We start from the raw sequence: 12,428 nt of genomic DNA on the forward strand, positions 1-12,428 counted from the left end.
CATGGAAGGGCCTCCGCCTCAGTCTACGGCCGCCGCGGACGCATCCTGCCACCGATTCCGGCCCATCCTGCCGCAAGCGAAAGCATCACGGAACGGGAAAACCCGCCCCAGGCCTCCGGGCTCAAAGCACCCCGGAGGCGATGTTGTTATCCGACAACCACTGCCGCAGGTCGGAGAACTCGCTCAGGCTCACCGCATGGTCAAGCCCCGGGTAGCTGTTGGTTTTGAGCCAAGTGTGCTCCTCCATCCACGCGGCCGCCGCGGACAGCTCGTATTTGGGAATCACGGTATCGGCCCGCCCATAGGCAAAGAAGACCGGGATGTTGAGCTCGGCGACGCGCTCGTCGGCCGGCGCAGCGCCTTCGACGAGACCGGGCGCGAGGAAGCCGGACAGGCTGATCGCGGCACGGTAGCGTTCGGGATGCACGCGCAGCAGATGCACGGCCAGCAATCCGCCCTGCGAGAAGCCGATCGGCACCACCTCGCGCTCCGCGGGGATATGCTCGGCCACCCACGCGTCGATGGCGCTGGCCGCGGCGAAGGCATCGCGGTCGAGATCCTCTCCCGCGGGAACGCAATCATGGAACCAGGAATACGCCCCCGGAACGAATTCGTTCGCCGGCTGCAGCGTCAGCGGCGCGCGCAGGGACACGTAGTCGCTGTATGGCGCGACATAGCGCATCATATCGGCCAGATCGTCCTCGTTGGATCCCCACCCATGCAGGCAGAGGAACATGGGACGGGCCGGCTGCGCGTTGCCGCCGCCGCGCGAAGTACGGACATGGGTAACGGTCAGGGGCTCGCCGAATCGGCCGGGCACGACGTCGGATTCACGGCCGACGAGATTCGAAGCTTCGCTCATAGGGCCCAATATACCCGTCATTCCACCGGCTCGAGCGTGCCGCCCCACTCATATTCGAGGGCCCCCATGGCGGTTTTGTCACCGAAGGCCATCCACTTTCCGCCGGTCAGCAGACGCCAATCGCCCTGGGCCCGCTCGTCGTCGGCATATCCCTCCAGCAGCCCTGCGATCTTCGTCTTGACCATCGGCTTGCCGAGCTTGGCCATGGCCTCGCTGTCGAAGGTGACGAAGGCCACGCGCGTGTCCGGGCACACCGAGGCCGCATCGACCCCGGGATAGCCGCTCACATCGATCGCCTGCCATCCACCGGTGCATTCGCCGGTGACGCGCGCCATGCTCCATTCCATGCTCTCCGTGTCGCCGACGGGCGCCTCGTCGCGTACATGGGGCCGGATCAGTCCGTCGCGGAAGAGCACGCCGACGACGAGTCCGAAGGTGAGCAGCAGCACGGCCATCAGCATGGCCACGATACCGCCGGAAGCAACGCCATGGCGGCTGGCACCGGGCGGCAACACACGCCGCGCCGCGATGATCAGCACCAGCGCAAGCACCATAAGAGAGACGGCGACGACGGCCAACACCCGTTTGCCGATCGGTTGCAGCAGGGGGACGAAGGCCGGCGCGGTGGCGCGCACGGCCAATGCGGCCGCCGCCACGATGGCCAGCACCCCGACGATGGCGGCGGCCGCGGACAGCGCGCGGCTTGCCGGGGTGTCCGCCCTGGCAAGTCTGCCGCTCCCCTGCGGCACCGCGGCCGGACCGCCGACGGCACGGCCGTGGCGCCCCCGGCGGGGACGGTTGGGCACGCGTGCGCCGCGCCGCCCGTCGTATCCTTCGGGTTCTCCGGCGAAGAAATCGTAGTTGTCGTCCATATCCATCCCCTTCCGGCCGCATCGCCGTCTTTCCCCTAAGTCTACGCCGCAAAAAGAAACCCCGGCGCTTGCGACGCCGGGGAGAGAAAGGAGAGAAGAAGAAAGGGTTCAATTGTCGGGAACTGCTGCGGTTCCTGGTCGGCTTCCGTCGACATGTCCCATATAAACATCCGATGCTGGGGCTAACTCTGGCGTTATCTGATAACTTCCTGAGAATTCGTGCTCCGGGGCGTCGTCGCACTAGACTGAGGGTCGGAATAGGCAAGCCGTCAGGAGGTTCCCATGCTGCTGTCCGACCGCGATATCCTTGCCGCGCACGAAGCGGGGCACATCTCGCTCGACCCCTGGACCCCCGAGATGGTGCAGCCGGCGTCGATCGATGTGAGGCTCGACCGGTTCTTCCGCCTGTTCAACAACCACGCCTACACCTATGTCGACCCGGCCGAGAACCAAGGCGCGCTCACCGAGCAGTTCGAGGTGGCTGCCGACGAGCCGTGGATCCTGCATCCGGGCGAATTCGCGCTCGGCTCCACCTGGGAATACGTCAAGCTCGATGCGACGATGGCCGCGCGCTTGGAGGGCAAGAGTTCGCTGGGGCGCCTCGGCATCCTGACGCACTCGACCGCGGGCTTCATCGACCCCGGTTTCGAGGGGCATATCACACTGGAGCTGAGCAATGTCTCGACGCTGCCGGTCAAGCTGTGGCCCGGCATGAAAATCGGCCAGATGTGCTTCTTCCAGCTGAGTTCGCCGGCCGAGCATCCCTACGGATCGCAGGGCACGGGCTCCCATTACCAGGGGCAGCGGGGGCCGACGCCGAGCCGTTCGTATGTGAACTTCTACCGCGCCCATATCGAGGACTGACGCGCGGCGCGGGGCACGGCCGGATAGTTCCGGCCGTGTCGTCGTATTCGGATGACTTTGGCCCGGGCTTCGGTTTACAGAGCCGGGCTTGTATCGAAAGGAAGGGACGATGACCAATAGCGACGGGGATTTCCAGTTCGATTTCCAACGCAAGGAGGCGGCGGGCAACGCAATGCCGCCGGCGAGCGCCGACGCGCCGACGCAGGCGCAGGGATATGCAGCCGATGGACAGCCCACGCAGGCGTATGAGGGGCCAGCACAGGCCGAACAGCCGACGCAAGCCATGTCTATGAGCGGCGTATGGACGGGCGCAACCGAACCGATGGCAACCATGCCGACGACTCAGGCAGGGCAACCGACGCAGGCGTTCGATGTGCCCGCTTTGATATTCCCGTCCGCAGCTACGGCGCAGTCGACTCCGACGATGCCGATGGGCCAGGCGACGCCGACGGCACAACCGGATCAACCAACACAGGCGTTTGGCATGCCCGGACCGGCATCGACGTCCTCGGCTCCGACTCAAGTAAGCCCGACAATGCCGATGCCTCAGACTGTTCCGGCGATGCAACCCACGCAACCAACCCAGCCCACGCAGACGTTCGGAGCGCCCTCGGTCGAGGATGAGCCCACGCAGATCCTGCAACCGACGCAGCCCGCCGCCGCGCCATCGCAGGGGCGCAGCGCGACCTCGGCGTCCCAACCCGCGGTGCCGCCGCCGGCGCTTCCGCCTGAATACGGCCAGCCGGCATACGGGAACTCCGGCGACGGAAACGGACATGGCACGCCGCGGAAAAAACACACCGGCAAGATCGTCGGCATCGTCATCGCGGCGCTCGTCGTGATCGCACTGATCGCCAGCGGCGTGGTCTGGCTCACCTCCAAGGGCGGCAAAACGGTGGCGCTGACCGAATGCAAGGTGGCGTCCGCCGCCTATAAACGTGCGATCAAGGACTTCGACAAACAGCTGGCCGCGGCACAGACGACGGCCAGCTCCACGTCCGCCGATCAAGTGGCCGACCCGAACACGCTCACCACGCTCAACCAGGAAATCGCCGACGCCCAGTCCGACGTCGAGGATGTGGCGAAGACCTGCTCGTCGAATATGACCAAAGGCCGACTCAAGGACACGGCCGAGGACCTTAATGATGCAGCCGAGGATGCCAAGGAAAAAGCCCAGGAACTCAAGCAGGCCATGAATGCGGTGACCTCAAGCCAGAGCACCCAGAGCGACCAGTCATCCAATGCACTCAAGGAGTCGCTGACCGGCACCATCGAGCAGGCGCAAAGCATGCTCAACAACTCAGCCGGACTCGTGGCCGACGAAGGCACGCGCACCGCGTTGCAAAGCGCCATCGCGGACGCGAACAATGTGGCCGCCAAGGGCAATCCGTCGCAGGCCGAGGTGAGCAATGCGCAATCCGCGCTGGAGAAGGCGATGGCCGATGTGAATGCCTCTATCAGCGCCAGGCAACAGGCGGATGCCGCGCAGAACCAGACCGAGCAGCCCCAGACCCAGCCCGACAACTCGGGTCAGAACGATCCGGGCGCCGGCACCGGTGATTTGGGGCAGAATGGCTCGGGCAACGGCATGGACCAGCCCGGCGGCGACAGCGGAAATGGCGCCAACGGCACGAATCCGGAGGACATCTCCGGCCGCGCCGGCGGAGCCAACTGAGGCGACTGCTCAGAAACGTACGCTGAGCGCCGCCATGCGTACGTTTGTGCGCAGTCTGACGGTGGGGCTGCTCAGAAACGTACGTCCACGGTCCCGTATTGTACGTTTCTGAACACACCTTTCGTCACCCTGCGCATAAACGTACCCGTGCGGATGCCGAACGTACGATTGTGCGCAGTCCCTGCGTCAGACTGCTCAGAAACGTACGGCGCCTGATCTGCCGGCAATCCGATGAACAGACTGGCAGCAGATCAGGCGCGTAGACAACAGCGACGGCCAATCAACGAACCGGCTTGCGCGTCACCGCCGCTTCGCCATCGCACGGAGCACGCATTTGCGCAGTTCCGAGGCGATGAGCACGAAGGCGGCCAGGCCGAAGCATTCGGCCCAGGCCAGCGGCCCCAGCGGCACCGTGCCGAAGGCCGAGTTGAGGAACGGCACGTAGATCACAACGAGCTGCAGCACCGTGGACAGACCGATCGCGCCCCACAGCCACTTGTTCGCGAACATGCCGACGAAGGCCGACTGCAGATGCGAGCGGGCGGCGAGCGCATTGAACAGCTGGGCGAACACGAGGATCGTGAAGCCCATGGTGCGCGCCTCGACGATCTGCGCCTCGTGACCGAGCGCGGCGACCGAACGGTCCTCGAACAGGCCGCCGGCCAAATGCATATCCATGCCGATCAGCGTGACGGCCGCCATGATCAGACCGATGAAGATGATGTCGCCCCACATCTGACCGTCGATCACGCGATCGGTGAGCTTGCGCGGGCTGCGGTTCATCACATCCTCGGTCTGCGGATCGACGCCCATCGCCAATGCGGGCGCCGCATCGGTCAGCAGATTGATCCACAGCAGCTGCGTGGCCAGCAGCGGCACGGTGACGCCCACGGATTCGGGCTGTCGGATGCCAAGGAAACCGGCCAGCATCACGCCGAGGAACACGGTGAACACTTCGCCGACGTTGGAGCTCAGCAGATAACGCAGGAATTTGCGGATGTTGTCGAAGATCACACGGCCTTCGCGCACGGCGGCGACGATGGTCGAGAAGTTATCGTCGGCGAGGATCATCTTCGCGCTTTGCTTGGTGACCTCGGTGCCGGTGATGCCCATCGCCACGCCGATATCGGCGGATTTGACGGCGGGCGCATCGTTGACGCCGTCGCCGGTCATCGCGACGATATTGCCCTGCCGTTGCAGGGATTCGACGATCTGCAGCTTGTGTTCGGGAGCGACGCGCGCGTAGACGGACACTTCGGCGGTGGCCTCGTCGAAGGCCCGCTCGCCTTGGGCGGCGATGCCGTCGAGCTGTTCGCCGGTGAGGGCGCGGCCGCCGGCTTCGATGATGCCGAGGTCGGAGGCGATGCGTGCGGCGGTGAGCGGATGGTCGCCGGTGATCATCACGGCGCGGATGCCGGCGCGGCGCGCCTCGACCACGGAGTCGCGCACCTCGGTGCGCGGCGGGTCGATGATGCCGACCATACCGGTCCAGATGAGCTTGGTTTCGATGGCCTCGGCCTGGTCGGCAATATCGACGACCTGCCCGGCCGCGTTGGCGCGGATGCCCGGCACATCGGACAGACTCGCGGTTTCCAGCGGACGATAGGCCTGCCCCAGCGTGCGGTAGGCCTGCCCCGACAGCCGTTCCACGGTGGCGAGGATATCCTGCCGGTCGCCGTCGGTCAGCGGGCGCACGGCCCCGCCCACGGCGATGCGATCGCAAAAACCGAGCAATACGTCGGGCGCACCCTTGGCGAAGACGGTGAGCTTGCCGCCTTCGGCCTCGTCCTTGGCGATGATGGACATGCGTTTGCGCTCCGAGGTGAACGGCACCTCGGCCACGCGGTGGAACTGGACGTATCCCTTGTCGGCATGCGTTTTGCGGGCGGCGACGATCAGCGACACCTCGGTGGGGTCGCCGACGATATCCCATGAACCCGGCTGTTCCCCGGGCCGCAGGTCGCCGTCATTGGCGAGCGCGCCGATGGCCAGCGTGGCCAACGCATCGGTTTCGAGGGCCGGCTGGTCGGCGAGCGCGGAGCCATCGACGCCGACCATCTTGCCTTCGGGAGCATATCCGGTGCCGGTGATCGTCACCTCGCCGGAGGCCGTGACGACCCGTTCGACGGTCATCTCGTTGCGCGTGAGCGTGCCGGTTTTGTCGGAGCAGATCACGGAGGCGGAGCCGAGCGTTTCGACCGAATGGAGTTTCTTGACGATGGCGTTGTGCATGGCCATGCGCTGCACGCCGAGCGCGAGCACGACGGTGAGGATCGCGGCCAGACCCTCGGGCACGGCCGCCACGGCCAGCGATACGGCCAGCAGCAGCGAGTCGATGACGTCGTGGATGTCATGGAAGCCTTCCATCACCGCAAGCGCGACGAGCACGATAACGGCGATGGCACACACCGCTATTCCCAGGATCTTGGAGACGTAGTCCATCTCCTTTTGCAGCGGGGTTTTCTCATCCTCGGTGGCGGAGAGCATATCGGCGATTTTGCCGACCTGCGTGCCCATGCCGGTGGCGGTGACGATGGCGCGGCCGGTGCCCTGCGTGACGGAGGTGCCGTTGAAGATCATATTGGCGCGGTCGCCGAGCGCCTTGGCCTGGCTCAGGAGGTCGGGTTTCTTGCCGACGGGCACGGATTCGCCGGTCAGGGATGCCTCGGCGATGCGCAGCGAGGCGGCGGTGAACAGTCGGCCGTCGGCGGACACCGAATCGCCTTCGGCCAGCACCAGCACGTCACCCGGCACCACGTCGGCGGTGTTGATGCGCACGACCTGCCCGCCGCGCAGCACGGAGGTGGTGGGGGCGGTCATCTGCGCCAGCGCCTCAACGGCGGCCTCTGCCTTGGCTTCCTGGATGTAGCCGAGCACGGCGTTGACGATGAGGATGAGCACGATGACAATCGCGTCGAAGGGCAACGCCTCGCCTCCCTCGCCGCCGGGGACGGCATTGGCGCGTTCGATGAACCATGCGATCAACGAAATCACGGTGGCGCCGAGCAGCAGATAGACGAGCGGATCCTTGAACTGTGCGAGGAATTTCTTCCATTTGGGCACTGGTGGCGCGCCGGCCAGTTCGTTGGGCCCGAATCGTTCGAGACGGCGGGCGGCCTCCTCCGCGCTCAAGCCGACGTTGGGATCGACGTTGAGCGCCCGTGCCACATCGACCGCGTCGACCAAGCTGGGGTCAACGTCAGCGGGCAAGGCAGAGGGGGCGGTGGACATGACCGATTGATCGTTCCGTTGATCAACCATGGCATTCTCCTTTGAGATTGCCGCGGAGTAGTCAACGCCAGCGCTCGCCCGGCCCTTCCCGGTCCGTCCGCGCGCCCGCGCTGCGCGGTTATGGACGCCCGCGGCTCATGCCACTGGCGCGTATCCCACAATTATTTCATATCGTGATATGCAACCGGCGAAACGCCCGGAACCGCGGGCCTCACACGTCGATCTCGGTGAGGTTGCGGGCGATCTCGCGTTCGCGGGAGTTCTTCGTGGCCCACAGGCCGAGCGTGACGAGGACGAGCGCCACGGTGCAGCAGATCCAAAGGGTGCGGCCGCCGGCGGCGCCGATGATGCCGCCGCCGACCATCGGGGCGAAGGCCAGCGCCAGCGACATCGCCACGTTGTAGAGGCCTTGGTAAGTGCCGCGCGCGTCAGCCGGAGCGAGGGCGGCGACCGTGGTCGCGGCAATCGGGAAGGTGCCGAGCTCGCCGAGCGTCCACAGCACGACGGCGAGCGCGAAACCGCCCCATGAATCGGCCATGATCTGCACGCCGTAGCCCACGGCGGTGATGGCCAGACCCACAATCATCACGCGCGAATTGCCCATACGCTTGAACACCTTCATCGCTGGGATCTGCAGCAGGCACAGCATGCCGCCGTTGATGGTCAGCAGCACCGAATACTCGGCCGTGCCCATGCCCAGGTTGGTCATCGCGATCGGCAGGCCGGAGGTGGATTGGTAGTAGACGAGCAGATATCCGAAGACAAGCGCGACGAACAGCACGAAGGGCACATCGGTGACGGCGCGCAGATAGTTGCGCGCCATCGATACGCGGCCGGCGGACGGCTTGCCCGAACCATTGGCGGCGCTGTGAGGCACTCCGGGAACCACCACTCCCAGATGGCGAGCCTCACGGAAGAACGTGACAAGTAGCAAAGTGACGCCTATCAGCACGGCGGCTTCGACGTAGAACATCAGCGAATAGGAGATCTTCACCAGCTGGTTGGCGATAATCGGGCCAATGGCATAGCCGAAGTTGAGCGCCCATGATTGCAGCGTATAGGCGCGCTGCCGGTCGCGGGCAGGTACCACGTCGGCGATGTAAGCGGCGATGGCAGGAGTGGGCAGCGAAGCAACCGCGCCATAAACGAACAAAGCGCCGCCCAACGCAAGCGGCTCAGTCAGGTGCGCGATGGTCACGAGCATCGCGGCGGCGCCGACCTCGCCAATCACAATCATCGGCTGGCGGCCGAAGCGGTCGGACAGCGCACCGCCAAATAGGCATCCAATAATCGCACCGAAGCCATACATGGACACGACGGTGCCGACCACCGCCTCGTCGATATGCAGTTGGGAAACCAGATAGATCGACAGGAACGACATGACGAAGCGTCCCATCCACAGGATGAGGATCGCCAGCCACAGGCCCCAGTACAGCAGCGGCAAACCAAAGAGACTCCGCCCGGCCCGCATCCGCTCCATCGCCTCTCCCACCGCTCTTCCACATACAGACAGCAAGCACTATACCGCCGGCCATGGCGGAAAACCCGCCCATACGAGAACGCGTCCGATTGGCGGCTTCCTCCCCGCAGGTCATCGGATCGACCGGCGACGCATCGATGCACGGAACGGACGGATCAGTGACGGCGCACGGCGATGACGCGCCCCTCCCCTAAGCTGGGGAGCACTATGTCACTTGGATTGAACATCGTATTGATATTCGTATTCCTTCTGATAGGCGCTGTGTTCGCCGGCACTGAGCTGGCGTTGGTGTCCCTGCGTGGCTCGCAGATCGAGCAGATGGAACAGGAGGACGCCCGCGGCGCACGCGTGGCGAAAATCGCCCGCGATCCGAATACCTTCCTATCCACCGTGCAGATCGGCGTGACGCTCTCCGGCTTCCTATCGGCCTCCTTCGGCGCCTCCTCGATCGCCCCGTTCATCATTCCGGTCGTGACCGGCTGGGGCGTGCCCGCCGGCGTCGCGAACCCGCTGGTCACCGTGGTGCTCACGCTCGTGATCTCCTACTGCTCGATCGTGATCTCCGAGATGGTGCCCAAGCGCATCGCCATGCAGCGCGCCGAACAGATCTCGCGCGCCGTCGTGCCCGCGATCAGCGCCTTCGCCACCATCTGCCGCCCGATCATCTGGCTCATCGGCAAGAACACGAACGGCATCGTGCGGCTGCTCGGCTTCGATCCGAACGAAACCGATTCCGAGGTCTCCGACGAGGAGCTGCGCGTGCTCGTCAACTCCAACTCGTCCCTGAGCAAGGACGAGCGCACGATCCTCGACGACGTCTTCGACGCCTCCGAAACCATCGTGGCCGAGGTGATGCGCCCGCGCGCCGACGTCACCTTCATCGACGGCGACCAGCCGATCGAGGAGGCCGCCGCCTTCGTGCGCGACAAACCGTATTCCCGCTATCCGGTCATCGGCCGAGATTTCGACGATGTGCTCGGCTTCGTGCATGTGCGCGACCTGCTCGACGTGCGCGACCCGGAGGCGAAGGTCGTGGCCGACGTCACCCGCGAAGGCATCTCGCTGCCCGGCACCTCGAAGCTGCTGCCGAGCCTTGGGTTGCTGCGCAAACGCGGCATCCACCTGGCCGTCGTCATCGACGAATACGGCGGCACCGACGGCATCGTCACGCTCGAGGATATGACCGAGGAGCTGGTCGGCGACATCCGCGACGAATACGATCTGCCGACCGAGAAGGGCGGCGAGCGCACCTCGCGCACTGCCTTCGTCAACGGGCGCGCCACCATCGAGGGCGGTACGACGCTCGAGGATTTCGAGGACCTGACCGGCATCGAGCTCGAGGACGGCCCCTATGAGACGGTGGCGGGGTATTTCCTCGCGCACACCGGCAAGATGGGCGCGGTGGGCGATGTGCTGCATTCCGACGACGGCTACGACATGATCGTCACCGCGGTCGATGGACGGCGCATCGAAACGATCGAGGTGCGCAAGGCCGGCGCTCCGGATCATGCGCCGCTGCCGGATGACGCGGAAGCGTGACCGCCACCCGTCATGCCGAGCGAAGCGCGCGGCGCGGAGTCGAAGAAATTCCAGGATGGCAATATGGCATATTCCCGGCGCGTTCCGCACAGCGGAAACGGAGGCAGCGCCGTAGACTGGAAAACGCAACCCTTCACCGAAAGGAAGGATATTATGACACTCGCTTTCGTTGTTCCGGGGCTGGACGAGGCCGCCTCGGAGAAGGCAATCGCCATTCTGCAGAACCGCCTGAGCCAGGAGCAGGAGGCTGCGCTGATCCTCAAGCACGCGCATTGGAATGTGACCGGCCCGAACTTCATCGCCGTGCACGAGATGCTCGACCCGCAGGTCGAGGCCGTGCTCGCGATGGCCGATGAGACCGCCGAACGCATCGCCACGATGGGCGGCGCGCCCGACGGCCGCGCCGATGACATCACGCGCAACCGCACCTGGGGCACCTTCGACCTCGAAGGCCGCCAGTCGACTGAGGCCTATCTCAAGGCCCTGATCGAGTACTACGACGCCTTCATCGCCGACGACCGCAAGGCCATCGCCGAGCTGGACGAGCTGGACCTCGTCTCCTCCAACATCATCCAGGACCACGTGGCGGAGCTCGAAAAATTCCAGTGGTTCATGCGCAGCCACCTGGTGTGAGGGCTCTTCCCGACATCTTGATCAAACTGTTGGTTGTTTTGGCCTTCTGTTGGTAGTTGGCCGTTGAAACCTGAGTGGGATTGGCTTGATTTCAAGCCAATCCCATTTGCGTTTTCGGACGGAACCACCAACAGAAGGCCAAAACAACCAACAGTTTGAGAATCATGTCATTAGCAACGCTTCCACATGCCTTGTCGCCGTTCGCAAAGACATGAAACCGCCTGGCGCGGCATAGACCACGCCATGAATCCGCCGCAATCCGCCTGAATCGGCCCCTCGACGTCTACATCACAACGCGGCGGTTGAGCTCGCGCCGCAAGGCTCGCCAGCCGGGCAGATAGCCGTCCATGCGCCGCTGAAAGCCCACGCCGTGGCCATGCTCCCATAGATGCGTCATCTCGTGGACAAGCACGTATTCAAGGAACTTCGGCTCCATCAGCCCCAGCTGCAGGTTGAGGCGGATGCGCCCGGTTTTCGGTGTGCACGAACCCCAGCGCGAGGACATGATGCGCAACGTGATATGCGTGGGCGCGCGGCCGACCACCGGTTCCCACTGCCGCAGCAATCCAGGCAGGGCCGCCTCGACGTTGCTTTGTGCGCTGCGGCGCAGCTCATCGGTCCATACGAAGCCGCCGGGCTTGGTCTGCTCCATCACACGTTTGCGCTGCCGGTCGATCCACTCGCTGCGTTGCCGCACGAACGCGGCGATGCGCGCATCATCCATCCGCAACGGCGCGGATGCCTCGATGGCCCCGGTCGCAGGGCGCACGCGCAGATAGAGGTTCTTGATGGGCTTTCGTGTGACGGCCACTTCAAGACCGTCCACCTCCATCATCACCGTTCGCGCGCTTGGCTTGTTCACTCCTCCATTGTCCCGCCTGCCATGGTCCGCGCTGTGCCCTCCGGCGAAATCGGGAGCGCGCCGTCCTCGGGCATGATAGGCTATGTGTTGGCTGTTGGCCCATTCGGGCCATTTCCATCAACGGCGCCCACAGGGAGGATTCGGCATGCTTGTCTGGCAGTCACCGTCCCGTGTCCGCGCGCTCGCGCAGGCAGCCGCCGAACCGGCGCGCCGCCGCATCCCCACCCGCTTCATCGCAGCGGTGATGGGAGTCTGGTTCAATCGCCGCCGTCGCATGCATGCATTCGGATACGTGGGTCATCTGCCCTACGCGATTCCGGCGATGGCGCTCAGCGCGATGCTGGTCTAGAGTCCGCCCGTTTCGAGCGTCTCCTTCGGCATATCCGGCTCGCTGCCCGCCGATGCCTTTC

The 12,428-nt window shown here is 65.0% G+C and carries 10 protein-coding genes; 5 read left to right on the forward strand and 5 right to left on the reverse strand.

From position 1 onward, the window contains the following. Positions 1-121: 121 nt before the first annotated feature. Both AC1AUD_RS08375 and AC1AUD_RS08380 read right to left on the reverse strand, forming a co-directional pair. On the reverse strand, positions 122-862 hold the full coding sequence (locus AC1AUD_RS08375) for an alpha/beta hydrolase (RefSeq protein ID WP_476573899.1): 741 nt from the start codon (positions 860-862) through the stop codon (positions 122-124). A 17-nt stretch (positions 863-879) separates the two neighbouring features. Then, entirely contained in the window at positions 880-1,734 is an 855-nt protein-coding gene (locus AC1AUD_RS08380) for a hypothetical protein (protein WP_476573900.1), read from the reverse strand. A gap of 282 nt (positions 1,735-2,016) precedes the next feature. Between AC1AUD_RS08380 and dcd the strand changes: the two genes are divergently transcribed. Then, the gene (dcd, locus tag AC1AUD_RS08385) at positions 2,017-2,598 is read left to right on the forward strand and encodes a dCTP deaminase (RefSeq protein WP_476573901.1); all 582 of its coding nucleotides are present in this window, start codon (positions 2,017-2,019) and stop codon (positions 2,596-2,598) included. A 109-nt stretch (positions 2,599-2,707) separates the two neighbouring features. Further along, entirely contained in the window at positions 2,708-4,273 is a 1,566-nt protein-coding gene (locus tag AC1AUD_RS08390) for a hypothetical protein (protein ID WP_476573902.1), read from the forward strand. Between the two features lie 300 nt (positions 4,274-4,573). On the opposite strand, the gene AC1AUD_RS08395 is transcribed toward AC1AUD_RS08390, so the two are convergent. Both AC1AUD_RS08395 and AC1AUD_RS08400 read right to left on the reverse strand, forming a co-directional pair. Continuing rightward, positions 4,574-7,534 (reverse strand): cation-translocating P-type ATPase, encoded by a 2,961-nt coding sequence (locus AC1AUD_RS08395; protein WP_476573903.1) that lies wholly within the window; start codon positions 7,532-7,534, stop codon positions 4,574-4,576. Positions 7,535-7,715: 181 nt separating this feature from the next. Further along, positions 7,716-8,975, reverse strand: coding sequence for an MDR family MFS transporter (locus AC1AUD_RS08400; protein ID WP_476574010.1), 1,260 nt, complete (start codon positions 8,973-8,975; stop codon positions 7,716-7,718). Between the two features lie 216 nt (positions 8,976-9,191). Here AC1AUD_RS08400 and AC1AUD_RS08405 point away from each other — a divergent pair, with 216 nt between their 5' ends. Together AC1AUD_RS08405 and AC1AUD_RS08410 are read left to right on the forward strand one after the other, a co-directional pair. Further along, the gene (locus AC1AUD_RS08405) at positions 9,192-10,523 is read left to right on the forward strand and encodes a hemolysin family protein (protein WP_476573904.1); all 1,332 of its coding nucleotides are present in this window, start codon (positions 9,192-9,194) and stop codon (positions 10,521-10,523) included. Between the two features lie 153 nt (positions 10,524-10,676). Then, positions 10,677-11,156: a Dps family protein gene (locus AC1AUD_RS08410; protein WP_476573905.1), complete on the forward strand. Its 480-nt coding sequence runs from the start codon at positions 10,677-10,679 to the stop codon at positions 11,154-11,156. 283 nt (positions 11,157-11,439) lie between these two features. Here the strand turns inward: AC1AUD_RS08410 and AC1AUD_RS08415 are convergent, their stop codons facing one another. Continuing rightward, positions 11,440-11,988, reverse strand: a complete 549-nt coding sequence (locus AC1AUD_RS08415) for a M48 family metallopeptidase (RefSeq protein ID WP_476574011.1) — start codon at positions 11,986-11,988, stop codon at positions 11,440-11,442. Positions 11,989-12,163: 175 nt separating this feature from the next. Between AC1AUD_RS08415 and AC1AUD_RS08420 the strand changes: the two genes are divergently transcribed. Then, entirely contained in the window at positions 12,164-12,367 is a 204-nt protein-coding gene (locus tag AC1AUD_RS08420) for a hypothetical protein (protein WP_476573906.1), read from the forward strand. Positions 12,368-12,428: the final 61 nt, after the last annotated feature.

The sequence above is a fragment of the Bifidobacterium sp. LH_730 genome, assembly GCF_056355835.1.

Bases quoted from the DNA above. Each gene is read 5' to 3' on its own strand.
- AC1AUD_RS08375 (WP_476573899.1), bottom strand. From the start codon at position 862: ATGAGCGAAGCTTCGAATCTCGTCGGCCGTGAATCCGACGTCGTGCCC.
- AC1AUD_RS08380 (WP_476573900.1), bottom strand. From the start codon at position 1,734: ATGGACGACAACTACGATTTCTTCGCCGGAGAACCCGAAGGATACGAC.
- dcd (WP_476573901.1), top strand. From the start codon at position 2,017: ATGCTGCTGTCCGACCGCGATATCCTTGCCGCGCACGAAGCGGGGCAC.
- AC1AUD_RS08390 (WP_476573902.1), top strand. From the start codon at position 2,708: ATGACCAATAGCGACGGGGATTTCCAGTTCGATTTCCAACGCAAGGAG.
- AC1AUD_RS08395 (WP_476573903.1), bottom strand. From the start codon at position 7,534: ATGGTTGATCAACGGAACGATCAATCGGTCATGTCCACCGCCCCCTCT.
- AC1AUD_RS08400 (WP_476574010.1), bottom strand. From the start codon at position 8,975: ATGCGGGCCGGGCGGAGTCTCTTTGGTTTGCCGCTGCTGTACTGGGGC.
- AC1AUD_RS08405 (WP_476573904.1), top strand. From the start codon at position 9,192: ATGTCACTTGGATTGAACATCGTATTGATATTCGTATTCCTTCTGATA.
- AC1AUD_RS08410 (WP_476573905.1), top strand. From the start codon at position 10,677: ATGACACTCGCTTTCGTTGTTCCGGGGCTGGACGAGGCCGCCTCGGAG.
- AC1AUD_RS08415 (WP_476574011.1), bottom strand. From the start codon at position 11,988: ATGGAGGTGGACGGTCTTGAAGTGGCCGTCACACGAAAGCCCATCAAG.
- AC1AUD_RS08420 (WP_476573906.1), top strand. From the start codon at position 12,164: ATGCTTGTCTGGCAGTCACCGTCCCGTGTCCGCGCGCTCGCGCAGGCA.